The 25,235-nt window shown below is 66.8% G+C and carries 25 protein-coding genes; 10 read left to right on the top strand and 15 right to left on the bottom strand.

Annotated elements, in window-relative coordinates; genetic code table 11:
* Positions 1 to 78: 78 nt before the first annotated feature.
* The 3 genes from LQD00_RS01260 to LQD00_RS01250 all read right to left on the bottom strand — a co-directional run bounded on the left by LQD00_RS01260 (position 79) and on the right by LQD00_RS01250 (position 5,154).
* On the bottom strand, positions 79 to 1,092 hold the full coding sequence (locus LQD00_RS01260; RefSeq protein ID WP_232715294.1) for a nitronate monooxygenase: 1,014 nt from the start codon (positions 1,090 to 1,092) through the stop codon (positions 79 to 81).
* 18 nt (positions 1,093 to 1,110) lie between these two features.
* Entirely contained in the window at positions 1,111 to 2,580 is a 1,470-nt protein-coding gene (locus LQD00_RS01255) for a sugar porter family MFS transporter (protein WP_232715425.1), read from the bottom strand.
* 177 nt (positions 2,581 to 2,757) lie between these two features.
* Positions 2,758 to 5,154 (bottom strand): sensor domain-containing protein, encoded by a 2,397-nt coding sequence (locus LQD00_RS01250; RefSeq protein ID WP_232715293.1) that lies wholly within the window; start codon positions 5,152 to 5,154, stop codon positions 2,758 to 2,760.
* A 293-nt stretch (positions 5,155 to 5,447) separates the two neighbouring features.
* Here LQD00_RS01250 and LQD00_RS01245 point away from each other — a divergent pair, with 293 nt between their 5' ends.
* The 3 genes from LQD00_RS01245 to LQD00_RS01235 all read left to right on the top strand — a co-directional run bounded on the left by LQD00_RS01245 (position 5,448) and on the right by LQD00_RS01235 (position 8,508).
* A complete protein-coding gene (locus LQD00_RS01245; protein ID WP_232715292.1) occupies positions 5,448 to 6,605 on the top strand; it encodes a beta-ketoacyl synthase N-terminal-like domain-containing protein in 1,158 nt (385 codons plus the stop codon).
* Positions 6,606 to 6,702: 97 nt separating this feature from the next.
* Complete coding sequence (locus LQD00_RS01240; protein WP_232715291.1) at positions 6,703 to 7,593, top strand: hypothetical protein; 891 nt, start codon at positions 6,703 to 6,705, stop codon at positions 7,591 to 7,593.
* Positions 7,594 to 7,641: 48 nt separating this feature from the next.
* Complete coding sequence (locus LQD00_RS01235; protein ID WP_232715290.1) at positions 7,642 to 8,508, top strand: LLM class F420-dependent oxidoreductase; 867 nt, start codon at positions 7,642 to 7,644, stop codon at positions 8,506 to 8,508.
* 125 nt (positions 8,509 to 8,633) lie between these two features.
* Here the strand turns inward: LQD00_RS01235 and LQD00_RS01230 are convergent, their stop codons facing one another.
* The 4 genes from LQD00_RS01230 to LQD00_RS01215 form a co-directional block, all read right to left on the bottom strand.
* Positions 8,634 to 10,226: an ABC transporter permease gene (locus LQD00_RS01230; protein WP_232715289.1), complete on the bottom strand. Its 1,593-nt coding sequence runs from the start codon at positions 10,224 to 10,226 to the stop codon at positions 8,634 to 8,636.
* Position 10,227: 1 nt separating this feature from the next.
* Positions 10,228 to 11,169 carry an ABC transporter ATP-binding protein gene (locus LQD00_RS01225; protein ID WP_232715288.1) on the bottom strand — a complete coding sequence of 314 codons (942 nt, stop codon included), beginning with the start codon at positions 11,167 to 11,169 and terminating at the stop codon, positions 10,228 to 10,230.
* An 80-nt stretch (positions 11,170 to 11,249) separates the two neighbouring features.
* A complete protein-coding gene (locus LQD00_RS01220; protein WP_232715287.1) occupies positions 11,250 to 12,086 on the bottom strand; it encodes an alpha/beta fold hydrolase in 837 nt (278 codons plus the stop codon).
* A 95-nt stretch (positions 12,087 to 12,181) separates the two neighbouring features.
* On the bottom strand, positions 12,182 to 12,385 hold the full coding sequence (locus LQD00_RS01215) for a hypervirulence associated TUDOR domain-containing protein (protein WP_232715424.1): 204 nt from the start codon (positions 12,383 to 12,385) through the stop codon (positions 12,182 to 12,184).
* Between the two features lie 81 nt (positions 12,386 to 12,466).
* On the opposite strand from LQD00_RS01215, the gene LQD00_RS01210 reads away from it, so the two are divergent.
* From LQD00_RS01210 to LQD00_RS01185, 6 genes are all read left to right on the top strand, one after another.
* Complete coding sequence (locus tag LQD00_RS01210) at positions 12,467 to 13,063, top strand: sulfite oxidase-like oxidoreductase (protein WP_232715286.1); 597 nt, start codon at positions 12,467 to 12,469, stop codon at positions 13,061 to 13,063.
* Positions 13,060 to 13,776 carry a ferredoxin reductase gene (locus LQD00_RS01205; protein WP_232715285.1) on the top strand — a complete coding sequence of 239 codons (717 nt, stop codon included), beginning with the start codon at positions 13,060 to 13,062 and terminating at the stop codon, positions 13,774 to 13,776. Before LQD00_RS01210 ends, LQD00_RS01205 begins: the two co-directional genes overlap by 4 nt.
* Before the next feature lie 66 nt (positions 13,777 to 13,842).
* Positions 13,843 to 14,319, top strand: a complete 477-nt coding sequence (locus LQD00_RS01200; RefSeq protein ID WP_232715284.1) for a glutathione peroxidase — start codon at positions 13,843 to 13,845, stop codon at positions 14,317 to 14,319.
* Between the two features lie 26 nt (positions 14,320 to 14,345).
* Entirely contained in the window at positions 14,346 to 15,251 is a 906-nt protein-coding gene (locus tag LQD00_RS01195) for a DUF1295 domain-containing protein (RefSeq protein WP_232715283.1), read from the top strand.
* Positions 15,248 to 16,405, top strand: a complete 1,158-nt coding sequence (locus tag LQD00_RS01190; protein WP_232715282.1) for an FAD-dependent oxidoreductase — start codon at positions 15,248 to 15,250, stop codon at positions 16,403 to 16,405. Before LQD00_RS01195 ends, LQD00_RS01190 begins: the two co-directional genes overlap by 4 nt.
* Before the next feature lie 31 nt (positions 16,406 to 16,436).
* Positions 16,437 to 17,132, top strand: coding sequence for a hypothetical protein (locus LQD00_RS01185; protein ID WP_232715281.1), 696 nt, complete (start codon positions 16,437 to 16,439; stop codon positions 17,130 to 17,132).
* Positions 17,133 to 17,216: 84 nt separating this feature from the next.
* Here the strand turns inward: LQD00_RS01185 and fadD5 (LQD00_RS01180) are convergent, their stop codons facing one another.
* The 5 genes from fadD5 (LQD00_RS01180) to LQD00_RS01160 form a co-directional block, all read right to left on the bottom strand.
* Positions 17,217 to 18,824, bottom strand: a complete 1,608-nt coding sequence (fadD5, locus tag LQD00_RS01180; RefSeq protein WP_232715280.1) for a fatty-acid--CoA ligase FadD5 — start codon at positions 18,822 to 18,824, stop codon at positions 17,217 to 17,219.
* Between the two features lie 110 nt (positions 18,825 to 18,934).
* Positions 18,935 to 20,539 (bottom strand): fatty-acid--CoA ligase FadD5, encoded by a 1,605-nt coding sequence (fadD5, locus tag LQD00_RS01175; protein ID WP_232715279.1) that lies wholly within the window; start codon positions 20,537 to 20,539, stop codon positions 18,935 to 18,937.
* A gap of 183 nt (positions 20,540 to 20,722) precedes the next feature.
* Entirely contained in the window at positions 20,723 to 21,985 is a 1,263-nt protein-coding gene (locus LQD00_RS01170; protein ID WP_232715278.1) for an RNA polymerase sigma factor, read from the bottom strand.
* A gap of 38 nt (positions 21,986 to 22,023) precedes the next feature.
* Positions 22,024 to 22,401: a YciI family protein gene (locus LQD00_RS01165; RefSeq protein WP_232715277.1), complete on the bottom strand. Its 378-nt coding sequence runs from the start codon at positions 22,399 to 22,401 to the stop codon at positions 22,024 to 22,026.
* 92 nt (positions 22,402 to 22,493) lie between these two features.
* Positions 22,494 to 23,000 carry a M15 family metallopeptidase gene (locus LQD00_RS01160; RefSeq protein ID WP_232715276.1) on the bottom strand — a complete coding sequence of 169 codons (507 nt, stop codon included), beginning with the start codon at positions 22,998 to 23,000 and terminating at the stop codon, positions 22,494 to 22,496.
* An 86-nt stretch (positions 23,001 to 23,086) separates the two neighbouring features.
* Between LQD00_RS01160 and LQD00_RS01155 the strand changes: the two genes are divergently transcribed.
* Positions 23,087 to 23,437: a VOC family protein gene (locus LQD00_RS01155; protein ID WP_006864846.1), complete on the top strand. Its 351-nt coding sequence runs from the start codon at positions 23,087 to 23,089 to the stop codon at positions 23,435 to 23,437.
* 13 nt (positions 23,438 to 23,450) lie between these two features.
* Here LQD00_RS01155 and LQD00_RS01150 read toward each other — a convergent pair whose 3' ends face one another.
* The 3 genes from LQD00_RS01150 to LQD00_RS01140 form a co-directional block, all read right to left on the bottom strand.
* Positions 23,451 to 23,846: a VOC family protein gene (locus LQD00_RS01150; protein ID WP_232715275.1), complete on the bottom strand. Its 396-nt coding sequence runs from the start codon at positions 23,844 to 23,846 to the stop codon at positions 23,451 to 23,453.
* 1 nt (position 23,847) lies between these two features.
* Positions 23,848 to 24,156 carry an ArsR/SmtB family transcription factor gene (locus LQD00_RS01145; RefSeq protein ID WP_232715274.1) on the bottom strand — a complete coding sequence of 103 codons (309 nt, stop codon included), beginning with the start codon at positions 24,154 to 24,156 and terminating at the stop codon, positions 23,848 to 23,850.
* 76 nt (positions 24,157 to 24,232) lie between these two features.
* Entirely contained in the window at positions 24,233 to 25,219 is a 987-nt protein-coding gene (locus LQD00_RS01140; protein WP_232715273.1) for an oxygenase MpaB family protein, read from the bottom strand.
* Positions 25,220 to 25,235 lie beyond the last annotated feature (16 nt).

The following is a 25,235-nucleotide window of genomic DNA, read 5'->3' as shown; positions in this document are numbered from 1 at the left end:
TCATGCATGGTCATGGCGTCCCCTCGTGTCGTGCTCCCGAGTCTAGGCGCCGAGACGCGGCGACGGCCGCGACATCAATCAGCCGAGACGACGGATCGTATCCGTCGCGGACTCGACGACCGCCTCGCGGAAACCGGTCCCGGCCCAGAGGTTGATGCCGTCGGGATCGGTGGCGGCGGCGCGTCGGACGCCACCCGTGAGCTTGTTGACCGCCGGATACTCGGCGACCGCGGCCTCGGAGAACTCGTCGGTGAAGCGGTTGTGCAGCGCCCGCGCGGGGCGTCCGCTGAACGCGCGGGTCACCACCGTCTCGGTGCGCGCCGGATCGGCCAGGGCATCCGCATGAGCCGGTTTCGTGCCGGCCTCCCGAGTACGCAACAGAAGGGTGCCCACCTGGACGGCGACCGCCCCGGAAGACCGCAGCCGGTCGGCTCGATCGCGGGTCGCGACGCCCCCGGCCGCCACCAGCGGGAGTGCGACGCGGGCACGCACCGCTTCCAGGAGGTCGTCGAGTGACTGGGTGGGCGGTTCGGTGCGGCGGTCGAAGACAGAGCGATGTCCGCCTGCGTCGGGTCCCTGTACGCAGAGCCAGTCGGCCCCGGCATCCGCGGCGACGACCGCATCGTCCGCGGTGGTGACCGTGACCCCGACGGTGCAACCGTGTCGTCGTAGCTCGGCGACCGCGTCCGCCGGTGGGCAGCCGAAGGCGAAGGAGACGACCGGGATCCGCTCGTCGCACATCAACGCGATCTTGGCGTCGAAGTGGTCGTCGTCATCCCCGAGCTCCGCGACGGCGGGCAACTCCACGCCGAGCGACGTGGCGTAGTCGAGCAGCCGGTCGCGGTAACGGGCCACGGCGTCCCGATCCACCGGCTCGGCCTCGGGGACGAAGATGTTGACACCGAAGGTGTCGACGCCGCCGGCGCGTACGGCAGCGATGTCGGCCGCGACGCGTTCGGGCGACAGGTATCCGGCGGCCAACTGGCCGAGTCCCCCGGCAGCGCCGACGGCGACCACCAACTCGGGCGTCGTCGGGCCGCCGGCCATCGGTGCCCCGACGACCGGCACGGCGAGGTCTCGAAGGTCAACCATGCGCCGATACTCCTCTGGTCATGCCTTGTCGTGCGTTCCGCGGGCGGTGGCCGATCGGGACAACCGCGATTCTGCGACCGAATCCATGTCCTCGAGTTCCAGGCCCTTGGTCTCCTCGACCTTCCTGAAGACGTAGAGGAAGGACGCTGCGGCGCAGAAGGCGAAGAAGCCGTAGATGATTCCCAGTCCGACCGCCTCGGTCATCGGCGGGAACAGCATCGAGATGGTGAAGTTGGCCAGCCAGTTGACCGCGGTACACACGCCGAGTGCGACGCCACGGATGCGGTTCGGGAACATCTCCCCCAGCATCACCCACATCACCGGACCCCAGGTGGCGGCGAAGGCGACGACGAACAGATTGGCGCCGATCAACGCGATCACGCCCCACGGATCGGGCAACGACACGTTCTCGCCCTCGCCGATCTGTTGGGTGAACGCCACACTCGCCATGAGGAGTCCGATGAACATTCCCACCGAACCGGCCAGCAGCAGCTTCCGCCGACCGATGCGGTCGACGAACAGGATCGCCACGAACGTCATGCCCACGTTGATGACCGCGGTGATCACCGACGTCTTGAACGAGTCGCTCTCGGAGAAGCCGACCGACTGCCAGAGCGTCGTCGAGTAGTAGAAGATCGCGTTGATGCCGACGAATTGCTGGAAGACCGCGAGCCAGATGCCGACCCACACCAGTGGATGAAGCCCGAACGACGGGCCGGCGATGTCCTTGATCGAGGTCTTGGACTCGCGCTTGACCGTCAGTTTGATCTCCTTGACGCGGTCGAGCGGGTCGCTCTCTCCGGTCACCGTCTGGAGAATGCGTGCGGCTTCTTCGTCCCGGTTGCGGCCCACCAGGTAGCGCGGCGATTCCGGGATCAACAGCGCGAGAACGCCGTAGACGACGGCGGGGATGACGCCGACGAGGAACATCCAGCGCCAGGCCTCCAAACCCCACCAGAGGTTGTTCGACGCGCTTCCGGCGCTGTTGGCCAGGACGGCATCCGACAGCAGTGCCGCGAAGATGCCCATGGTGATGGCCAGCTGCTGCATCGAGGCGAGTGCGCCGCGATACCGGGCCGGTGCGATCTCGGAGATGTAGGCGGGCGCGATGACCGAAGCGATGCCGATGCCGATACCGCCGAGAACGCGCCAGAGCAACAGATCCGGGATCGTCTGTGTGTAGGCGGTACCGATCGCCGAGATGATGAACAGCGCCGAGCCGAACAGCATCACGCGCTTGCGGCCCCAGACGTCGGCGAGTCGCCCGGCGAACCAGGCGCCGAGCGCGCAACCGAGCAGCGCGATCGCAACAGCGAAGCCCGTCATCAGTTTGCCGAGACCGAAATTCGATTCGATCGAGTCGACGGCGCCGTTGACCACCGAACTGTCGAAGCCGAAGAGGAAACCACCGACGGCTGCGGCGACTGTGACGCCGATGACCTTCGCGGTGTGTTGTTCGGCGATCTCTCGCTGCTGCGGGTCGGCCATCACATGGCCCCGATCGCCGGTGTGGTGCAGCACGAATCCTGGGACATGTCCGTGACCTCGCTGTCCGGTTGCATGGTCGTCGTCTCCGACGTTTTCGCGCTCAATCTACTCGGGCAGCGAGGCCGGGCGGCGCACATCCGAGCACGCGTCGGTATCGATCTGGTCTGGACCGCCAGGTCAGGACTCGTCCGGGGCGCCGGGCGGGGTCGAGATCACCGGTGTCCCGGACAGTATCTCGGCGAGCGGCTTCGGGCGTCCGTAGTGGTATCCCTGCGCGAGGTCGCAGCCGACGGCTGCGGTCGTGGCTGCCTGGTCAGCGGTCTCGATTCCCTCGGCGATCACACGGACCCCCATCGCGTGGGCGACGTCGACGATGCCGGCGAGAATCGTGCGTGCACTCGGATTCTCCCCGAGCGCATCGACGAATGCCTTGGCGGTCTTCAGGATGCCGACCGGCAGCCGGTACAGCTCGCTGAGCGAGGAAGCGCCGGTGCCGAAATCGTCGAGCGAGATGCTGATGCCGAGAGCCCGGATGTCGCGCAGCAGGTTCAGCAGGCCGCTCTCGAGCGGCGCGAGTGCGCTCTCGGTGATCTCGAGGCACAGGGATCGGGGATTCATGCCGGTCTGTGCACACGTCTCACGGAGACGGCGGAGGAAATCCTCGTTGGTTAGTTCACGCCGGGATGCGTTCACGCACAGCATCACCTGTTGCAATTGTGGCGTCCCCGCCACCTCGGCGCAGGCCGTGGCGAGGACATGGGCGCCGACCTTGTCGATGAGTGTGGACTGCTCTGCCAAAGGGATGAACTCGGTGGGCGGGATCGAGCCGAGTTCGGGATGGTTCCACCGCAGGAGGGCCTCGAGTGCGACGAGCTGCCCGCTCTCGGTGGAGACGATCGGTTGGTAGTGGATCTCCAGCTGCGAGGGATCGGAGACCAGCGCGCGACGGAGTTCCTCTCCGATCCGTTGACGGCGCTGGAGCTCCTCCCGGTGATGCGTCCGGAATTGGACATAGGGCTCCCGAGATGCCTTGCGCGCCTGGTACAGAGCGATGTCGGCGTCCCGGAGGAGATCCTCGGGGGTGGAGTTGTCGCCGGCGGCCACGGTGGCGACGCCGATGCTCACGCGCACCGTCAGGGGTTCGCTGCGGTCGGTCACGCTCACCGGCGGTCTGATCGCGGCGCGGATCGACTCGATCTGGTGCTCGATCTCCGCCGGCGTGTTGGTCTTCGGGTGAGTGGTGACCAGAACGAACTCGTCTCCCCCGATCCGCCCCACCGCACCCTCCCGGGGCGTCGCGCCCGCAAGCCGTTGGGCAACGGTGTGCAAGACCTCGTCGCCGACGGCGTGACCGAGTGAGTCGTTGACGAGTTTGAAGTTGTCGAGATCGATGTAATAGATTGCGACGCAATTAGTGTCGTGACCGGCGAGTGCCTCCATGTGCGACTCGAGTTCGTTGAGGATCCCGGCCCGGTTGTACAGCCGGGTCAGCGGATCGTGGACGGCATCCCATGCCAGCCGGGTGCGCTCGCGGTAGCGCTCGGTGATGTCGGCGAAAGACACCAGCACGACCGCCTCCGCGGTGTCGTCGTCGATCGGGCGGCAGCTGCAGGACAACCATCGCTCGCCACCCGGCGTGTTGATCGTCGCCGTGGCATCGGTGATCGCAGTCCGCGTCCGCAGGCAGCGGATGATCGGCGACTCACCGTCGACGAAGTCGAGCGGCAGGTCGTGGACGGACGAACCGGGAACGCCCTGCGGGCCGAGCATGGTCGCGGCCGCGGGATTCGCGAGCTCGATTCCGCCGTCGGCCCGCACCACGATGACCGCCTGGTGCAGGGCGGCGAGGATGGTGCCCAGGCGCTCGATCAGCGGTCTGCGGGTGGGCTCGGCGACGATCAGGAAGCCGTCGTCCATCGACGTGACCGAGATATGGGCGAGGAAGGTCCGGTTGTTGTCCGCGCGGCGGTGGAGCTGGTCGACCGTGCCGCCCAGGGCCACCGCGGCCCGGACGTCGAGGTTGCCGCCCGTGACCGAACCCAGCTCGCGACCCACGGCGTCGTCGGCGGTGATGCCGTACATCTGCTCCGCCGCGGGATTCCACGACCGCACCGTCATGTTCCGGTCGACGGCGATCACAGCGTTGCTGACATGATCGAGCAGCGCCGCCTGACGTCGCAGTGCCGCTTCGATGGCCTTTTGCGCGGTGATGTCGCGCAGTATCACCTGATACGCCGGTTTGTCGTGCCAGACGGTGCGCACCGAGGTGACCTCCATCGGACGCGACACGCCATGGGCGTCGACCATCACGACTTCCTCCGGATACGTCGCCGCGCCGGCTTCGTCGCCCATGCTGACGATCCGCTCGATCATGTGCGGGAGTTCGTCGGGGTGGACGAAGTCGGTGATCGGGCGGCCGAGCATCTCCTCCCGGTCGGCGACCCGGGCGAAGTCGAGCGCCGCGGAGTTCACGTACACGATGACACCGTCCTGGTGTACGGCGATCGCGTCCGGGCTCAGTTCGAGGAGAAGGCGATAGCGTTCGGCCACCGCGGCATCGTTGGATCGGGTCATGGGCTCGGCATGGGGTGCGACGAGATCACTGTGGCCACCGTCCGTAGGCATCGATTCCGGCACTGCGTCAGTCCCTCCCCCCGGCCCTGCTCCAACCCCGCCGTCCATGTTCCCCCAAAAAGGGGGTGTCGGGTGGGCTAAAACGACGCAGAGTCGTGCGAAAGTCGAGTGGAAACCCCGTCCGTCGCGAAATGAGTCGATTGCCGCTCTCTGGGGGATTCTTGAGGTGGCGTTCGGTCAGATGACCTCGCAGAACTGCCGACAATTCAAAAATCCATGAAGAGGGTTCACCAATGACGAATCATCGATCGACCATTTCGGGTGTGGGGGCCGTGACCGGATACGGCTGGGGTAGAGAGGCCTTGTGGAACGGCCTGGTCTCCGGGAAGTCCGCAGCCGCGTTGCACGAGGGCTTCGGTTCCGGGGACGACGGTGGCCCGGGATGGATAGTGCGCGTGCCGGAGGGCGGCGACCAGGCCGACGGGAACACCCGCTTCGCCCGCGCAATGCGAAGTGCGGCGCGGGAAGCCATCGAGGACGCGATCGCACACGGTTGGCGCGCCGGTTCGCGGGTCGGTTTGGTGCACGCCTGCGTGCTCGGCGATCTCGACATGTATCCGATGGTGACCTCCGGTGCAGGGCAGTACACCGGCCGGCAGTATCTGTCGGTGACACCGTCCACGCCGGTGTCGCTGCTCATGCAGGAGTACGGCTTTCACGGTCCGGCAATGAACGTGTCGGCGATGTGCACCTCGGGTTCGGCGGCGATCGTGACGGCAAAGTCATGGCTCGACGCCGATCTCGTCGACGACGTCCTGGTGGTCGCCACAGATCTGTCGGCCAAGCCGGAAGTGGTCGGCATGTTCGTCCAACTCGGCGTCGCCATCACCGATACCGACGCACTCGACGCCTGTCGTCCGTTCCAGGAAGGCAGCCGGGGCTTCACCTTCGGCGAAGCGGCCATCGCTTTCACGATGACCAACCGCGAGACCGAAGGTTACGCAGATGTGTTGGGCGGGGCCATGTCCCACGACGCCTACCACGTCACCTCGATCGATCCGCAGCTCACGAACGTCGTCGGTTGTGTGGAACAGGCGCTGTCGACCGCCGGTCTCTCCGGGGACGAGATCCGGTACCTGAACGCGCATGGTCCCGGAACCCGGCAATGTGACCGCGCCGAGGCGACCATCGCCGAGACGATGCTGCCCAACAGTGAGGTCTTCTCCGTCAAACCCCTTGCCGGGCACTGCCAGGGCGCAGCGGGTGCGGTTGAGCTGGCCGCGTCGCTGCTCGGATACGACCGGGGCGAGATCCCGGCGCCGCCGAGTGTTTCCGACGGAATCCCACAACTTCTCGACGGACTGACGCATCGGGATGCGGGCCCCACACTGAAGACCTCCCTGGGCATGGGCGGCCACAACTCGGCGGTGGTGATCGCACCCCAGGTCTGACCCGGGATCGCCGCGATCAGGCGCCTATCGGCACTTTTTTGCGAACGTATTTCGCCAGATCGGTGCGGAACCACCAGGAAAGCCCCACAATTCAGACATGTCGAACGCGCCGGAGAACTCGGCGGCTGACCGACCGGCTTCGGGAACCGGGCCGGAGTCGGGAGCGCGTCGTGTACTGACAGCTTTTCTGAACTCCCCCTTCGCGGGAATGTCGCCGTGGATCGTGATGGCACTGGTGACGGGCCCGGGCCGCTTCGAAGAAGCAGCGGCCTCGGCATTGGCCCTGTCGTTGCTTCTCGTCGTGGGGACTCACCGCCGCGGCAGCAGCTTCAAACTGCTCGAGTTGTTCGACGTCGCCTACTTCGCGGCGATGGCCGGTCTCGCTCTGTTCGCCTCGGCCGGGGTCATCGGCTGGCTGGAGAAATGGGGCGGCGAGATGACCAACATCGCGTTGGTCGCCTTCGCCCTCGGCTCGATCATCGTGCGCCGGCCGTTCACCCTGCAGTACGCCCGAGAAACCACCGAGAAGGAACTCTGGACGAGTCCGCTGTTCCTGCGGATCAACTACGTCATCACGTGGGCGTGGGTCGTCGGGTTCGCGGTCGGAGCGATCTCGGGTGCCGTCGGGGATCTGGTGCTCGACGATTCGAACAACTTCTGGACGGGCTGGATCATCCAGATCGGCGGCATCATCTTCGCGGTGTCGTTCACGGAGTTCTACCCCGATTACGCCACCTATCACGCTGCTCTCCGCGAAGGATGGCTCACGGACGAGACGCCGCAGAGCATGCTCCACCTGTTCGACTGGGTGCCCGGCTATGTGCTTGCCATCGGCATCGCCGGCTTGCTGACCGAGGAGTTGAGCACGGTTGTCGGGATCATCGTGATCGTCGTCGGCGCGGTCGGTATCAAGGTGTTCCGACAGCTGACGACCGCTTTCGACGCCCGCCTGGCCCAGACGGCACCGGGAACATCGACCAACGCCTGAACCGGTGCTCGTACCCCGACGCCGGATGTCGTCGGTAGGGTCGAGAACATGAATCTCGACGGGGTTGGAATCTGGAGTTCGCCACTACGCTATGGAGACGCCGGGGAGGCCGCGGAAGCCGCAGCCGAGCTCGACGAGTTGGGCTTCACCGCCCTGTGGATCCCCGACGTCGGTGGCCCTGTTCTCGACTCGGTGCGCAACCTCCTCGGTGCCACCAAGAAGGCCGTGATCGCCACCGGCATCCTCAACATGTGGATGCATGAACCACACGATGTCGCTGCGGCGCACGCGAGTTTCGCCGACGAGTTCGGTCCCCGGTTCCTTCTCGGCCTGGGTATCAGCCACGCACCGCTGATCGACGCGAAGGAGGCGGGTCGCTACCAGAAGCCGCTGGCCACCACCCGTGCGTTCCTCGACGGACTCGATTCCGCGCCGACGCCGGTACCGGCGGACAGCCGGGTTCTTGCGGCCCTCGGACCGAAAATGCTCCGACTCGCCGCAGACCGCACGCTCGGTGCACACCCGTACCTGGTGACACCGGACCACACCGCGACCGCACGTGAAACCCTCGGCGCCGGGCCGCTGCTCGCACCCGAGCAGACCGCCATCTTCGCCGCAGACCGCGACGAGGCACGTTCGATCGGCACCAAGTGGCTCACGAGCTACCTCGCCATGCCGAACTACGCCAACAACCTCCGCCGCCTCGGTTTCACCGACGAGGACCTCGACACGGTCAGCGATCGGCTGTTCGACGCCCTGATCGTCTGGGGTGACGAGTCGGCGATCCTGGGCCGCATCGACGAGCACCGCTCCGCCGGTGCCGACCACGTCTGCGTCCAGGTCCTCCAGGAGGACCACCGCGGATTCCCGCGGGAGCAGTGGCGTCGCCTCGCGGAGGCTCTCGGCCAGAACTGATCACGTTGCGTCTTGTCCCGGTGTCCGGGACAAAACGCAACCTGTCTTCGGGGCCACCGCCCGAAACTCCGTATGACGTCGAGCCCGGAACCCGGGCTCGACGTCATACGCATCTTTCGGGCCTCTCACGGGATGTCGCGTCGTCGGAACCCGGCGAAGCCGATCAGCAGGAACCCGACGGTCACGAGGCCGATCCACAACAGGCCCCACCAGTTCGTATCGATGGCGGCCACGTCCGGGTCGTGGTGGAACGGGCTGAAACCCAGTGCCCAACCGGGCAGTTTGAAGCTCGGTCCCAGGATCGTCATCACGAAGGACACCAGCACGCCGAGCCAGATCACCGGCCGGGCCACGGGGCGGGCACCGATCACCGTGACCGCAAAGGCGATGACCGTCCACGTTGCCGGGACCGTCACGACCGCCTGCAGCAGCGCGTTGCCGAAGCCGATGCCGATGTCGGCGGTCGACGCGAAGACACCGACCACCACCCCCGCGATCAACAAGAACACCGCCGACGCCAGGAACGCCACCAGCACGCTCGCGGCGAAGTAGCGGACGCGGGCAACCGAAGTGGCGAGAACCGCTTCGGTCCGGTCCTCGAGTTCCTCGGTGCGCACACGGTTGACGATCTGTACCCCCGCCACCGCGGCGATGATCCCGACCAGGCTCAGGATCGTCGTGACGAACGCCGCGATCAGATCGGCCGGCGACGCTGCACCGGACGCGAAGACCATCGCCAGTGCCGGATTCGTCTCCAGCAGACTCTTGACCGATCGGGTGAAGTAACCGAATACGACGCCGAGTCCGATGAAGGCCACCGACCAGGATGCGATGGATGCTCTGTTGAGTCGGATGGCGAGGGCCGTCGGCGATCCTGTACGGCCCCTCGGCGGGCCCGGTTTCGAGGGGATCAGTCCCTGCCCGAAGTCGCGCGAGACCTGTAGAGCGAAACCCACTCCGGCCACCACGACCGCGAAGGCGAGCCCGAGCCCCAGCGGCCACCAGTGGTCGCCGGTCGCCGGCCGCGTCTCCTGGATCCAGCCGAGTGGGTTGGCCCAGGTCGCCCAGGTCGGTGCGCTGACCGAGTACAAAAACCCTCGGAGGATGAACAGCACACCGAGCAGTGACACCGAGATCGTCGTCGCCGCACGGGCATCGGCGCCGACTTGCGCACTGACCACGGCGACGGCAGCGAACATCCAACCGGTGACGGTGAATCCGGCACCGAGCAACATCGACGAGCCCCAGGCGCCGCCGCACAGCCCGGTGGTCACGCCGGCCACGACGCCGATCGCCACCGAGCACGTCATCGCCATGACCAGCGCGGCCAGCAGTCGCGACGACCTACCGAGAACACCCGAGGCCAGTAGTTCGGCCTGTCCCGAGTCCTCTTGTCCGCGACTGGCCTTGACGACGATGAAGATCGCACCGAGCGCCGCGATGAACCCGCCGAGGGCGAGGCTGCGCCACGCGGTGAAACCGTCGGTTGTCGCCAGGTCGTAGGCAGGACCGAAGATCAACCCCAGCGCCGGGTTGGCCCCGACCGTCGCCGCGAACGCCTTTCGTTCCAGCGCATCGGGAAACAGCCACGGGTACACGAGGACCGACGACACCGCCAACGCGGTCGGCAGCACGATCCACGGGGCGAAGGTTCTCCCCTCGTGGTGCAGGGACGCCTTCAGCAGCGGTCGTGTACCGGCGATGGAGGCGACGATCATCTCACCGCTCCCCCGGCGCCGCACCTTCGGCTTCATAGAGCCGAAGGAACAGGCTCTCCAGCGACGGCGGCTCGACGGTCAGCGACCGTAGGCCGCACGACGTCAGCATCGCCATCGCATCGCCGATCCGGTCCGAATCGACTGTGGCACCGAGACGGTGCCCGTCCACGGTGACATCGTGAAGTTCCGCGAGCTGTTCATCGGAGGGGATGGTGTCGAGGTCGGCGCGGACCGACGTTCGGGTGTGACCACGGAGGTCGGACAGGCTGCCCGTGGCGACGATCGCGCCGTCGCGGATGATGCTGAGTCGATCGGCGAGGGTCTCGGCCTCGGCGAGGATATGGCTCGACAACAGCACCGTCGTACCACGGGATTTCGCTTCGCCGACCACGTCCTGGAAGACGCTCTCCATCAACGGATCCAGGCCCGAGGTCGGCTCGTCGAGGATCAGCAGCTCGACGTCGGAGGCCAGCGCGGCGACGATCGCCACCTTCTGGCGGTTGCCCTTCGAATACTGGCGACCCCGTTTGGTGGTGTCGAGTTCGAAACGTCGGACGAGGTCGGCACGACGCTCTTCGTCGAGCCCGCCGCGCATCGCGCCGAGGAGATCGATCATCTCGCCGCCGGTCATCGACGGCCACAGGGAGACGTCGCCGGGGACGTAGGCGAGCCGGCGATGAAGCTCGACGACGTCGCGCCACGGATCGCCGCCCAGCAGGCGGACCTCGCCCGCGTCGGCGCGCAACAGACCGAGCAACACCCGGATCGTCGTCGACTTGCCGGCTCCGTTGGGGCCGAGGAAACCGTGGACCTCGCCGCGTCGAACAGTCAGGTCGAGTCCTCGCAGCGCCTCGAACCTGCCGAAGGACTTGCGTAGATCGCGGACGTCGATGGCGAGATCGACAGGTGGCCGCCGGGCGGCGTCGGATACTCCGGTGGGCATGGGGAACCTCCAGGATCGACGATCGCCGTGATCCTTGCACAGCCGCCGACGGAGAGGCCCGAAACGAGACCGAGTTGCCGCTAAGCGGTGGCGGCCTTCTCGATCACCGCGGCCACCACGGCCGGGTGCGACACCATGGACACGTGTGAGGCGTCGATCTCCGAGATGCGGCCAGACGCGGCACGCGCCGCCATGAAGCGCTGGAGTGCAGGCGGAATCACGCGGTCCTGTCGCGACACCAGGTACCAACTCGGCACCCGCGCCCACGATGCCGGACCTGAGGGTTCGAGATTGGCGACGAGCGCCGCGGACTTCTGATGCGCGAACATGTCGGCAGCAGTCGCGACGCTCACGTCCTGGGCGAAGACCTCCCGGAAGTACGGCTTCGCTATGAAACCGTCGACGTTCCGTCCCGCCACGCCCGTGGGGTCGTCGACCACCTTGACCTGCAACGCCGGTGGCAGGAGTCGGCTGCCGGGATACACGATCGGATTGAGCAACCCCTGCACGAACTCGCCCTGCGCCGGCGCGAACGCGGCGATGTACACGTTGGCAACGACATCCGGGTCGTCGACATTCGTGATGACCATGCCTCCGTAAGAATGACCGACGAGCACTATCGGACCGCTGATCGTGGCGAGTTTCTTCTCCAGTAGCGCCGAGTCGTGGGCAGGCCCGCGGAGCGGATTGTCGAACCGCTGGACCGGATAACCCTTTGAGGAGAGCCGTGATGCGACGCCATCCCAGCCGGTCGAGTCCGCGAAGGCGCCGTGCACCAGCACGATCGTCGGGGTCGGCGCGGCGGAGGCGGACGAAATGGACACCGTTGTCGCCAGGAGGGCGGCGAGAACAGAGAGCAACGCCAGTACGTTCCGGCGCAGCGCTTTTCGATCGGGATGGGGTGAGTCGGCGGCCATGGGACAACCCTTCGTGCGCGACGGACTCGGCCCCGACGGTTTCCGACGATACGCGGTTCGCCGTGGTTATTCGAGGTCTCGCGGCCTGGCGGCGCCTACTTCTTGGAGAGCGAGGATTCCTTGTGCGCCGCCTTGGCACCGGTCTTCGACGACTTCACGATCCAATACGGTTCGTCTTCACTGGCTTTGAACTTCTGCCCTTCGAAAGTGAACTCCTTGGTCCGCTTCTCCTCCGCGGTCCCCTCGGTCTCACCCTGCGAGGTGTTCCATCGGACGGTGTCGTTCTTGCTGATCGCCATCATCCGGAATGCCCACATGTGGCGTTTCGCCAAACCTCATCGTTCGGCCGGCGGGTACGCCTGCGCGTAGACTCCGCGACCATGGCGATCGTCAACCGAGGCTTCGTGGGCCGCCGCGACCGCGATGCCCGCCGCCTACCCCCGGGCCAGTACACGACCCTCGACTTCCCGGTGCTGTCGGCCGAGCCCACGCCATCGGTGCCCCTCGAGAAGTGGTCACTCGCCGTCCAGTCCGCCGAGCACCGCGCCTCGACGTTCACCTGGGAGCAGTTCCAGGCGCTGCCCCACGACGAGATCACCACCGACATCCATTGCGTCACACGGTGGTCGAAGTTCGCCACGCGCTGGCGAGGGGTCTCCTTCGACACCCTGCTCGCAGCACTACCGTTCGAACCGGCACCGTACGTCATGGCGCACTGCTACGGCGGGTACACCACCAACGTTCCGCTCGCCGACCTGACCGGCGGACAGGGCTGGATCGCCGACACCTACGACGGCGAGCCACTGGCACCCGAGCACGGCGGACCCGCCCGGCTCCTCGTCCCCCACCTCTATTTCTGGAAGAGCGCCAAATGGGTTCGGCGCCTTCGGTTCATGCCCGAGGACACCCCGGGTTTCTGGGAGGAGCGCGGGTACCACATGTACGGCGACCCCTGGCGTGAGCAGCGGTACTCGTGACCGACTGGCTGCTGACGACGGTCACCTCCGTCGTCGACATCACCCCGTCCGCGCGCACCCTGCGGTTGGCACTCCCCGAACCCGTCCATGTGTTGCCCGGCCAGCATGTCGACATCCGGCTCACCGCCGAGGACGGCTACTCGACTGCCCGCGCCTACTCGGTGTCGGACGCCCGGGAGACCCGATCGATCGAGGTCACCGTGGAACGTCTCGACGACGGGGAGGTGTCGCCATATCTGGTCGACGTGGTGGAGGTCGGCGACCCGCTGGAGATCAGCGGACCACACGGTTGGTACTTCACGTGGGCTTCCGGCGACGACCGTCCGGTGCAACTGATCGGCGGCGGGTCCGGGGTCGCGCCGCTCATGTCGATGATCCGGAGCCGCGAGGTCGACGCACCACTGACGCCCTTCTCCCTGATCTACTCGGTGCGCAGCCCCGAACGCGTCTACTACCGCGACGAGATCCGGCAACTCATCGAGCACCACCGCATGGACCTTCACCTGGTCCACACACGCGTCGCACCCGCGGGATCGCCGAGACCGCCGGGGCGCCTCGACTCGGCGGAGCTGGCCGCGCTCACCATGGATCCGTCGCGCTCGCCGACCGTCTACATCTGCGGACCGAACCGATTCGTCGAGGACTGTGCGAAGTGGATGGTCGATGCCGGCCACGAACCGTCCCGGATCCGCACCGAGCGATTCGGCGACTGACACCGACGCAGCGCGGTTTCGGTCCAATGCGTGCTGCTGTGCGCCGACCGGAAGTAGCGTGGCGACATGACTTCCGCGTATGACTTCACCGCGACCGGGATCGACGGCAAGCCGGTCGACCTCTCGACGTTCCAGGGCGACCCACTGCTGATCGTGAACACCGCGTCGAAGTGCGGCTTCACACCGCAATACCAGGGGTTGGAGACGCTGCATCGCGACTACCACAACCAGGGTCTGCGAGTCCTCGGCTTCCCGTGCGATCAGTTCGCACACCAGGAGCCCGGCAATGAGGAAGAGATCAAGAACTTCTGCTCGCTGACCTACGACGTCACCTTCCCGATGTTCGCCAAGGTCGACGTGAACGGACCGGACGCCCACCCCCTCTTCGAATGGCTGCGCACGCAGAAGTCGGGAGTCTTCGGCGGCCGGATCAAGTGGAATTTCACCAAGTTCCTGGTGAATCGCGACGGTGTGGTCGTCGAACGCTTCGCACCGGCAACCAAACCCGAGAAACTGGTCGGGTCCATCGAGAAACAACTCTGACCCGCCGACGGCAGGGACGTGACATCGTGAGCCGGACAACGTCGTTCGTGCATGTGATCATCGCCTACGTGGTCGCCCTCGGGGTCGCCGCCGCGTGGTTGTGGCTGGGGCCCGACACCGGCCACCTGTGGCTCGACACCCTCGTCGCCGATCTCTGGGCGACGCTGGTGATCTTCGGCTTCAGCCGCTGGTATGCGAACTCGAGCATGTACGACGCATATTGGAGCGTCATCCCACCAGTGCTGCTGGTGTACTGGTGGGCTGCAGGCGATGTCGGTGCCGGTGCTGTGCACTGCTGGGTCATCGCCGTCGTCGTCGGGGTCTGGGCGATCCGGCTGACCGCCAACTGGGCGACCGGGTGGCCGGGTCTGGATCACGAGGACTGGCGCTACGGGATGCTCAAGGAGCGTGCCGGGGGTGCCGCGATCGTCGTCGACCTGTTCGCCATCCACGTCATCCCCACCACGCAGGTGTTCCTGGGCATGGTGCCGGTGTACGTCGCGGTGACCCATCAGGGTTCGACGATCGCCTGGCTGACGGTACTGGCTGCGGTCGTGGGCCTCGCCGCGATCGCCCTCGAGTACGTGGCGGACGCGCAGTTGCGTCGTTTCGCGGCGCATCGCACGCAGGGAGCGGTCCTGGACACCGGCGTGTGGTCGTGGTCCCGGCACCCGAACTACTTCGGCGAGTTCTCTTTCTGGGTGGCGATGGCGCTGTTCGGGATCGCCGCCTCACCCTCGGACTGGTGGTGGTTGCTCGTGGGTGTCGTGGTGATGCTGGCGATGTTCCTCGGCGCGAGTATCCCGATGATGGAGCAGCGCAGCCTCTCCCGGCGTCCCGGTTACGCCGATGTCGCCGACCGGGTGTCGCTGTTCGTACCCCGGCCGCCGCGCGGTGCCCGACCTCCGCAAACCGAACACGTCCCCGGATGACCCGATCCCGCGTCGTCATCGCCGGCCTCGGTGACACGGGAGTACTGACCGCGATCCATCTGTCCGGGCACGCCGACATCGTCGGGATCTCGTCGAAGCCCGGGCTGGTCAGTGGTCAGGAACTCGGGCTACGTCTCAGCCGGCCCGAGGCCTGGGCCCGCGACTACCGGATCGCGTTCGATCGGTTCCGCAAGCTGGACGGTGTCCGCACGGTCCACGGATCGTTGACCGCGGCCGACCTCCACGGACGAAAGGTGACGGTCACCGGTACCGACGGAACCGAACACGTCGAACCGTTCGACGCCCTGGTCATCGCAACCGGTGTCCGCAACGGCTTCTGGCGGCGTCCCGGTCTCCAGTCCCCGACCGACGTCGACCGGGACCTCGCCGCGGCGCATTCCCGGCTGGCGGAGGCGGATTCGATCGCGGTGATCGGGGGTGGTGCCGCGGCGGTGAGTGCGGTCGCGAACCTGGCCGCGACGTGGCCGGACAAGCACATCGACCTCTACCACCCCGGCGACCGCGCGCTCCCTCGTCACCACCATCGGACCTGGCAGAACGTGTCGGCGCGCCTGCGCAGCCTCGGCGTCGGAGTGCATGGCGGCCACCGCGCGCGGGTGCCCGACGACTTCGCCTGCGACGAGATCACCACCGGACCCGTGCAATGGTCCACCGGGCAACAACCCGTGCACGCCGACGCGGTGCTCTGGGCGATCGGCCGGGTCACCCCGAACTCCGACTGGCTGCCCGCGGATATCCTCGATGATCACGGGTTCGTCCGTGTGACACCGGAACTGCGGGTCCCCGGCCACGAGCTCGTCTACGCCGTCGGGGACATCGCCGCGACCGATGCTCTTCGAAGCTCGGCACGCAACCGCGCCGACCGGTTGCTCGCCCACAACATCCGCGCGGACCTGTCGGGTCGGCCCGGCCGCGCACGAAGCTATGTGCCACCCCGACGACGATGGGGGTCGGTCCTCGGCGCGCAGCACGACGGCCTGCAGGTGTTCGCACCGAACGGCCGGTCATTCCGTTTCCCCGCATGGTCGGTGGACGCGGTACTGCAGCCGTGGATCGTGCGGCGGGGAATCTACGGCGGGATTCGAGATGACGATTCTCTGCCGTCTGCAGATGGTCGGCGGCGTCGCACCTGAAAGCTCATCTTCCGCGCTTACACTCGGCCTCATGAGTAACGAGCAGTTCTCGGGCCATTCGCCAGACCCGGTCGATCCGCCGCCCGGGTCGCACACCACGCCGCTCCCGCCCACGTCGGCACCGGCGGGCGACATGCCGCCGGGCACCGCCGGCTCGACACCACCGACAGCGCCGACGACGACCGAGGCGCCGCTGAAGCCGACGGCCGCCGAACGTGCGAACACGATCGTCAAGAAGGTCGTCATCGGCCTGATCATCGCGGCCCTCCTGGTGATCACGTACTTCATCCTCGAGGCGTTCCTACCCCGCTGGTGGGCCGGGCAGATCGGTCGCCGGGTCGACGGGTCGATGGCCAGCGGAGTCTGGACCGGCCTCGTGCTGGGTGTCGTCTGCACGTTCGTCCCGCTGTTGCTCTTCGTGTTCGCGTTCCTGAGCCGCAGCCGGATGAGAAACGTCCCTGCGATCGGCTTCGCGGTGCTCGGCGTCATCGTGGCGATCCCGAACCTGCTGACGCTGGCGGTCGTCGCGGGCGGCGGTAACGGGGCGCACGCGGGTGAACGCATCTTCGACGTCGACGCACCCGGATTCCGCGCCGCAACATTGTGGGGCGTGATCATCGGCATCGTCCTGGCGATCGCCGTCGGCTGGTTCATCTGGCGCTACCGCCGGCGTGGCCGGGAACTCGCGGCCACCCGCCCGGCGAAGGACAAGAAGAAAAAGAAGTGACGGTCGGACAGACCCACCACTGAGAAGATCAACCCGCCACCTCGATGAGGTGGCGGGTTGATTCGTTCGTGCTCGCGGGAGCGGTCAGTCGGCCAGCCCGGCATCCTTGCTGCCGTAGGTCTCGCGCAGCTTCGGCTTGACGACCTTGCCGCCCGCGTTGCGCGGCAGCTCGTCGATGATGACCAGGTCCTTGGGATGCTTGAAACGGGCCAGGTTCTCGTTGAGGTGGGGTTCCAGTTCGGCCAGCGTCAGGTCGGTGACACCCTCGGCGAGGACGACGACAGCGACCGGCACCTCGCCCCATTTCTCGTGGGCGCGACCGATGATGGCTGCTTCCATGATCGCCGGGTGGCTGTAGAGGACGTTCTCGACCTCGGCGCAGTAGATGTTCTCGCCGCCGGAGATGATCATGTCCTTGGCGCGGTCGACGACGAAGAGGAAACCGTCCTCGTCCTCACGGACGAGGTCGCCGGAGTGGAACCACCCGCCGCGGAAAGCTTCTGCGGTCGCTTCGGGCTTGTTCCAATAGCCCTTCATCAGATTGGGTCCGCGATAGACGATCTCCCCCACCTCGCCGGGCTTCACGTCGTTCATCAGCGGGTCGACGATGCGCGCGGTCACGGCCGGCACCACCTTGCCGATCGAACCCTTCTTACGCAGTGCGTCTTTTCCCTCGAGGATCGTCGTCACCGGGGACATCTCGGTCTGCCCGAACGCGGTCATGTTGAGCGCCTCGGGGAAGGCCTCCCCCATGGCGTTGAGCACGGTGTCCGACGCCGGGGCGGCACCCCAGCTGATGTTGCGCAGACGAAGCTTTCGCGGACGGGCCTTCTGGGCCGCACACACCGCCTGCCACTGCGCGGGCACCATGAACACCGACGTGGTGCCTTCTCTTTCGAGGGTGTCGAGCATGGCGTCGGGGTCGAAGGCGCCCAGCGGGTGGATGACGGCGCGGACGCCACGGTAGAAGACCGGGGCAAAGGCGGCCAGGCCTGCGATGTGGAACATCGGCGGCACCACCGACGCCACGTCGTCGGCGTCCGCGTTGGCGGTGGTGGCCATCGTGGTCACCGCCTGGGCGTGGAAGTTCTGGTGGGTCAGCATGGCGCCCTTGGGCTTTCCGGTGGTGCCCGAGGTGTACATGATCGCCGCGACGGTGTCTTCGGGAACGTCGACGGCCGGCAGGTCCGCGTCGCCCTGGGCGAGAAGGCCTTCGTACTCGAGGTGCTGCGGGTTCTCGCTGCCGTCGACGACGATCAGGGTGTCGATCCCGCCGGTGGACGTAGACACGGCGTCGGCCAGGGGTGCGAGGAGTTTCTCGGTCACGATGACCTTGGCCCCGCTGTCCGAGACAAGGTAGGCGACCTCGGCCGGGCTCATCCGGATGTTCACCGGAACCGGGATCGCGCCGATGAGCGTCGCACCGAGGACGGCCTCGACGTACTCGGTGCGGTTGAGCAGCACCATCAGGATGCGATCACCGAACTGCACACCGAGCCGGCTCAGCGCAGCGCCGAAAGCCCTCGACCGGTCGTCGAGTTGCTTCCACGTCGTGGACTTGTCCAGGTACGTGATCGCCACCTTGTCCGGCGTCATGAGCGCATGCCGGTGAACCTGATTGTTCCAGTGGTTGCGACGCGAGCGGTACGGCTCGGTGGTCAGATCGGCGGTGGCTTCGTACGTTGCGGTCATTCACTGGCTCCCGTGTCGATCGTGCGATGCTCGACATTGTTGCCTGCATCACAGTTGTCTGCGTCACACCCTACGCAGACTCGACGGGTTGCTCGTGAGCTTTCGCCGGGTCAATCGGACAAACCGGCGTCCTTGCTGCCGAAGCGCTGTCGCAGCACGGGTTTCGTGACCTTGCCGCCGGCGTTGCGCGGCAGTTCGTCGACGATCACGAGGTCCTTGGGGTGCTTGAAACGGGCCAGGTTCTCGTTCAGGTGAGGCTCCAACCCGGCCAGGGTCAGGTCGTCGACACCGTCGGCGAGGACGACGACGGCGACGGGCACCTCGCCCCATTTCGGGTCCGCCCGGCCGATGACCGCTGCCTCGGCGACACTCGGGTGGCCGTAGAGGACGTTCTCGACCTCGGCGCAGTAGATGTTCTCGCCGCCGGAGATCACCATGTCCTTGGCGCGGTCGACCACGAACAGGAAACCGTCCTCGTCCTGGCGGACCAGGTCACCCGAGTGGAACCACCCGCCGCGGAAGGCATCGGCGGTCTCCTCGGGCTTGTTCCAGTAGCCCTTCATCAGGGTCGGTCCGCGATAGACGATCTCCCCCACCTCGCCCGGCTCGACATCGTTCATGATCGGATCGACGACCCGCGCGGTCACCGCGGGCACCACCTTGCCGATCGACCCGATCTTCCGCAGGGCGTCCTTGCCGTCGAGGATGCAGGTCACCGGCGACATCTCGGTCTGCCCGAACGACGTCATGTTCAGCACGCCGGGAAACGTCTCGTTGATGGCGTTGAGCACGGTGTCCGACGCCGGCGCGCCGCCCCAGCTGAGGTGCCGCAGTCGCAGGGCCCGGGGGCGGGCCTGCTGCGCGGCGCACACGGCCTGCCACTGTGCGGGCACCATGAACACCGACGTCGATCCCTCCCGCTCGAGGGTGTCGAGCATGATGTCGGGATCGAAGGATCCGAGCGGGTGGATCACCGCGCGGATGCCGCGGTAGAAGACCATCGCGAAGGTGGCGAGACCGGCGATGTGAAACATCGGTGGGACGATCGACGCGACGTCGCCGACCTGCGGGTTCGTCGTGGAGGTCGACGTGACGGCCTGCGACTGGAAGTTCTGATGGGTCAGCATCGCGCCCTTGGGTCGACCGGTGGTGCCCGAGGTGTACATGATGATCGCGACGGCATCTTCGGGGACGTCGACCAGCGGAAGGTCGGACGCGTCCTCGGCGATGAGGTCCTCGAACCGGAGATGGCCGGGTGTGTCGCTCTCGCCGACGACGATCACGGTGTCCGCGACCCCACCGAGCTCGCGTGCGGCGTCGACGACGCCGGTCAGCGCAGTCTCGGTGACGACGACCTCCGCGCCGCTGTCGGTCATGAGGTAGGCCATCTCACCTGGACTGTTACGGATGTTCACCGGTACTGCGATCGCGCCGATGAGGGTCGCTCCCAGGATCGCCTCGGCGTACTCGGTCCGATTGAGCAGCGCCATCATGACCCGGTCGCCGAATCCCACGCCGCGTCGGCTCAACGCTGCGGCAAAGGCACGGGACCGCTCCTCGATCTGCTTCCACGTGCGGGTCTCGCCGAGGAAGGTGAGCGCGGGCTCATCGGGGGTCATCCGCGCGTGCCGGCGGACCTGGTTGTTCCAGTGGTTGCGGCGTGAGCGGTGGGGCTCGGAGGTCAGGTCGGTGACGGCCTCGGCGATTGCGGTCATTTCGGCCTCCCAATGGCGGCGGACACCCGTTGTCCGACTTGTCGTACCGAGTCATCACCCTAGGCCGTGAACCGTGCGGAAAGCGCTGTGCAGCCGATGATTTGCTCCTATGGAAGAGTTAGCCCACTCCTATGGCACCGGGTCTCGTCCGCCGCGACTCGAACGTCGCCGACCGAATAGGGATCAGTACACGCCACCCGATCGGTGCTGTAGCCACTCGCGGACATGAGGGTCACGTGTCAGCGTTGCCGCACGCTCGAAGTGGTGCCGTGCGGCGGCCGTCGCGCCGTTGCGGAACAGCAGATCCGCCCGAGTGGCATGGAACGGCTGGAAGTCGTCGAGATCGTGCTCCGACTCGAGTTGGTCGAGCAAGGCCAGACCTTCGGCCGGTGACACCGCGCGCCCCACGATCGCGGCGTGCGCCACCCGTGCACCCAGGGTCGGGGTGACGACGACGAGCGCGGACGACAGTGACCGGAGGGCGTCCCAGGCAACGACACCGGTGCGTGCACGATCGGTGTGCACCGACTGCATCGCGGCCTCGAGCTGAAACCGTCCCATCGGCGCGTCGAGGGATGCGGCACGATGCAGCATCGCCTCGCCGTCGCGGATCAGGTCTCTGTTCCACCGGTCGGTGTCCTGTTCCTCCAGAGGGACGAACGGTCCGGTACGGGCGGGCGCCCGCGACAAAGAGAGGGCGATGAGCGCGGCCAGACCCCATGCCTCGGGTTCGTCGTCGAGGAGATCGGCGAGCGTCACCGCCAGATACAGCGCCTCCCCGGCCATCGAGTCGACAGCGCCGGTGGCGGAACCGTTCGTCTCGTTCCAGGCGATGGCGAAGCACCCGTAGACCGCCTCGAGGACCGCCGACAGGCGTGCCGGCATCGCGGCGCGGTCGGGCACGACGAACGGGATGCGGGCGTCCCGGATGCGTCGCTTCGCGCGTACGAGGCGCTGTGCCATCGTCGCGGGCGCCACCGCGAACGCCGCGGCGACATCGGCTGCCTCGAACCCGAGCACCGCCTGCAACATCAGCGGTGTCCGGATGGCGGGGTCGATCGCCGGGTGCGCACAGGTGAACAGCAGCTCGAGACGCTTGTCGCCGATGGCATCGGGGTCGAGTTCGTCGAAGGGTGTCACGCTCACCTCCCCCACTGCGTCGGCCCGGTCGTCGATTTCGGTCGACTTCCGATGTACCGCTGATTTCCAGACGTCTCGCTGGTGGTTACGGGCAACGGTGAGGAGCCACGCGGCGGGATTCTCGGGTGTGCCGTTCACCGGCCACGTGCTCAGCGCGCGTTCGAAGGCGGTCGCCAACGCGTCCTCGGCGAGTGCGAGGTCGCCGGAAGCCGCGGCGAGAAATCCGACCAGCCGCGAATACGATTCGCGTGCGGCATGATCGGCGGCGGCGTGCGCCCCGTCCCGGGTGGTGCGTTCCCCGGTCATCCGCTCGGTGTCACTCGTTGGGGGTCATTCGTTGGGGGTCATTCGTTGGGGGTCCAGACCCCGTTCACGGTGTACGTCGCACCGGGACGGATCTCGATGACGCCCCACTCGATCGGAGGCGCCTGACGAGCCCACTCGATGGCCGCGTCCAGGTCGGCGACATCGATGATGATCGTTCCGCCGAGCTGCTCCTTCGTGTCTGCGAAGGGTCCGTCCTGAACGACGAGCTCGCCGTCGACCTTCCGGATCGTCGTGGAGGCGGTCGAGTGCCGCAGCACTTCGGCACTCACGAGGACGCCGGCATCCTGCAGCGCACGGGTGTAGGCCGAGAATGCGGCCTGACCGGCCTGGATGGCTTCGTCGCCGAGCGTCGAGGCGTCGTGCTCGGGGTAGTGCAGCAAGAGTGAGTAGTGCATGGTCGACCTCCTGATCACGAGGACCGGCTCTCGGTCCGTGTGAGGAGATGACGAGCGTGCGACCCGTCGATCGACAGCCTACGACCGATGGGTCAATTCCCGCGCCGATCCGCCCGGACTGCGGCATCGGGCCACATCGGCGGACACGGAGTTCCCGGGGTGGTCGCCAACTCGAAATGCCACCACTCGTTGACGAAGGTCCGGCACAGCCCCCACCGGTGACCGTTCCGTTCGAGCCACGCCGCGCCGTCCCACGGGCCGACGTCAACGGCCTTACCCCGAACGTGTGGCGACTCCTCGGCGGGCAGGACCCAGCGTCGGGCGGCGTCAGGGCTGCCGTAGGTGGCGATCGCGTTCCGCCAGAGCTGTCGTTGCTCGGCTTCGGACCGCTTCCCCGAGGTGACCCAGATCGAAACCCCCTGCGCCCGAGCCTCATTCGAGGCGAGCGTGTACGACGCGGCGAGACCGGGAACCAGGCCTTCCGTCCCAGGGGCCAGGACCGTGGGCGCTGCCGCCGCCGACCCGACTCCGACCATGGCAGCCGCAACGGCGGCCACTGCGAGTGCGGCACAGGTGAACCGAGACGCGACGTTGCTCATCGGACCAGTAAACCGCACGAAGGCCTCCGAGCGGGTCATGCGTCATTCTCTTCCACCGATCGGCGCCGGTCTGCATTCGTGGAGCCATGGCCATCTCGGGTGCGCACGTCATCATCTACAGCAACGACGCCGACGCGGACCGGGCGTTCTTCCAGAACGTCCTCGAGTATCCGCATGTCGACGCGGGGCACGGCTGGCTGATCTTCAGGTTGCCGCCCGCCGAGCTCGCGGTGCATCCCACCGACGGCGAGACCCGCCACGAGCTGTACCTGATGGCCGACGACCTGCAGGAGACGATGGCGAAGCTGGCCGAATCCGGCGTCGAGTTCGACGAGGTCACCGATGAAGGATGGGGCGTTCTCACCGGATTCCGGTTGCCGGGAGGCGCGTCGATCGGACTTTACGAGCCGCGTCATCCGCGCGCGACCGAACTCTGAGAGGACCCGCTCGTCAGTCTTCTTTGATCGCGGCGATCTGGATCAGATTCCCGCAGGTGTCGTCGAAGACTGCCACGACCGCGGTACCGACGTCGGTCGGTTCCTGGGTGAAGACGACACCGTGTCCCCGGAGGCGCCGGTACTCCGCCTCGACATCGTCGACGGTGAACTGCGCCAACGGGATACCGTCTTCGACGAGCGCGTCCCGGTAGGGCTTCACCGCCGGATGCCCGGCCGGCTCCAGCAAGAGTTCGGCGCTGTCCGGCGCCTCCGGCGACTTGACGGTGAGCCACCAGGTGTTCTCTCCCATGGGGATGTCGTGGTGTTTGGTGAAGCCGAGTACATCGGTGTAGATACTCAGCGCCTTGCGCTGGTCGTCGACGAAGATCGAGGTCAGGGTGATTCGCATGTCATGCCTTTCGTGTCAGCGGCCACCGTTTGGTGATCTCTGCCAGCGGCGCCGGATCGAAGTAATGGAACTTGGCGCGCCCGCGTTTCTCGGTGTGGACCAGTCCGGCGGCCTCGAGTACCCCGAGATGCTGCGAGATGGCCTGGCGGGTCAGGCTCAAGCCCCGCTTCGTGGTGAGCCGTCCGCAGATCTCGAACAGCGTCTGACCGTCGCGGTCGGCGAGTTCGTCGAGAATCGCACGCCGCGTCGGATCGTCGAGAGCATGGAACACGTCGGCCACACCTGACGATAGGCAAGTATTTGCTTGCATGTCAACGCCGCTGCGCGGATACGCGGGGCGGGCCCGCAGACATGATGTCTGCGGGCCCGCGCCGAGAACAGATCGGTCAGTTCCGGGGGTATGGCACGCCCACGCGTTCGTAGGACTCGTAGACCTCTTTCATCTTGCCGTCGCGGAACGAACCCAGTAGCGCCTTCACTGCACGTCGACGGGCGGCGGCAACCGGCCTCGGATACTGCTTGGTGTTCATGAGCTTCTGCGCCCACTCCGGGTGCAGGTCCTGGATCGCCCAGTCGACGAGGGTCATCAGCGGGCGCTGCCACGCCGGGTAGCGCCACGGTGCGGTCGGGTTGAGGAGCTCGACGGTCGGCATCGTCACGGCCAGGAACGGCAGCGAATCGGCGAGGTACTTGTCGACGCCGTCCTTGGTGGTCGGCACGTTCGCTCCCCCGAGCTCCCGACCCATCCGCGCGTAGTCGTGGAAGAACTCCTCGAGACGGTCATCGCTCAGCGGGTCAGGATGGAACGCCTGGTGCGACGCCGCGAGCGCCCACGCCTGGGTGCAGTAGTTCCACGTCAGCAGATCAGGGTCGCTGGCCTTGTAGGGGTGACCGTCGGGACGGACACCCTCGATGCGGTTGTGCATCCCGCGAACTGTCTTCGACACCCGTTCGGCCACCGGGGTCGACGCCATCGCGACGCCGAAGAAGAACGAGAGGGTGTGGCCGGAGCGGGACGACATCGCCTTCTCGTCGAACTGTCCGGTCGGGACGCCGTTGATCCGTTCGATGGCGCGCGTGTGCTCGTACGCCATCCACGCCATGTCGGGGTGAAGGGTCTCCATCATCGCGGCGGCACCCATCGCGATCTGCACCGTCGGGAGATGCTCGTGGATGTACCAGACCGCACTGCCGGGACCGAACCACCCGGGATCGCCCTTGGGTTCGGTGAACTGGACGTTGCGGAAGAACTCGTCGCGGATCCCTTGGAAGGACTTGTCCACCGCCCAGTCGAACACCGTGCGCTTGTGCGGCACGGGCGCGGCCGACGGGGTCGACTCAACAGCGGGTCGTGCTGTGTCTTGGATCACCATGGAACCGAGAATAACG

The organism is Gordonia metallireducens, assembly GCF_021245825.1.
Classification (GTDB): domain Bacteria; phylum Actinomycetota; class Actinomycetes; order Mycobacteriales; family Mycobacteriaceae; genus Gordonia; species Gordonia namibiensis.
This window is presented reverse-complemented; position numbering and strand designations above follow the sequence as displayed.

Excerpts from the sequence above, each read along its gene's own strand:
- LQD00_RS01260 (WP_232715294.1), bottom strand. The coding sequence starts at position 1,092 with ATGGTTGACCTTCGAGACCTCGCCGTGCCGGTCGTCGGGGCACCGATG.
- LQD00_RS01255 (WP_232715425.1), bottom strand. The coding sequence starts at position 2,580 with ATGGCCGACCCGCAGCAGCGAGAGATCGCCGAACAACACACCGCGAAG.
- LQD00_RS01250 (WP_232715293.1), bottom strand. The coding sequence starts at position 5,154 with ATGACCCGATCCAACGATGCCGCGGTGGCCGAACGCTATCGCCTTCTC.
- LQD00_RS01245 (WP_232715292.1), top strand. The coding sequence starts at position 5,448 with ATGACGAATCATCGATCGACCATTTCGGGTGTGGGGGCCGTGACCGGA.
- LQD00_RS01240 (WP_232715291.1), top strand. The coding sequence starts at position 6,703 with ATGTCGAACGCGCCGGAGAACTCGGCGGCTGACCGACCGGCTTCGGGA.
- LQD00_RS01235 (WP_232715290.1), top strand. The coding sequence starts at position 7,642 with ATGAATCTCGACGGGGTTGGAATCTGGAGTTCGCCACTACGCTATGGA.
- LQD00_RS01230 (WP_232715289.1), bottom strand. The coding sequence starts at position 10,226 with ATGATCGTCGCCTCCATCGCCGGTACACGACCGCTGCTGAAGGCGTCC.
- LQD00_RS01225 (WP_232715288.1), bottom strand. The coding sequence starts at position 11,169 with ATGCCCACCGGAGTATCCGACGCCGCCCGGCGGCCACCTGTCGATCTC.
- LQD00_RS01220 (WP_232715287.1), bottom strand. The coding sequence starts at position 12,086 with ATGGCCGCCGACTCACCCCATCCCGATCGAAAAGCGCTGCGCCGGAAC.
- LQD00_RS01215 (WP_232715424.1), bottom strand. The coding sequence starts at position 12,385 with ATGGCGATCAGCAAGAACGACACCGTCCGATGGAACACCTCGCAGGGT.
- LQD00_RS01210 (WP_232715286.1), top strand. The coding sequence starts at position 12,467 with ATGGCGATCGTCAACCGAGGCTTCGTGGGCCGCCGCGACCGCGATGCC.
- LQD00_RS01200 (WP_232715284.1), top strand. The coding sequence starts at position 13,843 with ATGACTTCCGCGTATGACTTCACCGCGACCGGGATCGACGGCAAGCCG.
- LQD00_RS01190 (WP_232715282.1), top strand. The coding sequence starts at position 15,248 with ATGACCCGATCCCGCGTCGTCATCGCCGGCCTCGGTGACACGGGAGTA.
- LQD00_RS01185 (WP_232715281.1), top strand. The coding sequence starts at position 16,437 with ATGAGTAACGAGCAGTTCTCGGGCCATTCGCCAGACCCGGTCGATCCG.
- fadD5 (WP_232715280.1), bottom strand. The coding sequence starts at position 18,824 with ATGACCGCAACGTACGAAGCCACCGCCGATCTGACCACCGAGCCGTAC.
- fadD5 (WP_232715279.1), bottom strand. The coding sequence starts at position 20,539 with ATGACCGCAATCGCCGAGGCCGTCACCGACCTGACCTCCGAGCCCCAC.
- LQD00_RS01170 (WP_232715278.1), bottom strand. The coding sequence starts at position 21,985 with ATGACCGGGGAACGCACCACCCGGGACGGGGCGCACGCCGCCGCCGAT.
- LQD00_RS01165 (WP_232715277.1), bottom strand. The coding sequence starts at position 22,401 with ATGCACTACTCACTCTTGCTGCACTACCCCGAGCACGACGCCTCGACG.
- LQD00_RS01160 (WP_232715276.1), bottom strand. The coding sequence starts at position 23,000 with ATGAGCAACGTCGCGTCTCGGTTCACCTGTGCCGCACTCGCAGTGGCC.
- LQD00_RS01155 (WP_006864846.1), top strand. The coding sequence starts at position 23,087 with ATGGCCATCTCGGGTGCGCACGTCATCATCTACAGCAACGACGCCGAC.
- LQD00_RS01150 (WP_232715275.1), bottom strand. The coding sequence starts at position 23,846 with ATGCGAATCACCCTGACCTCGATCTTCGTCGACGACCAGCGCAAGGCG.
- LQD00_RS01145 (WP_232715274.1), bottom strand. The coding sequence starts at position 24,156 with ATGCAAGCAAATACTTGCCTATCGTCAGGTGTGGCCGACGTGTTCCAT.
- LQD00_RS01140 (WP_232715273.1), bottom strand. The coding sequence starts at position 25,219 with ATGGTGATCCAAGACACAGCACGACCCGCTGTTGAGTCGACCCCGTCG.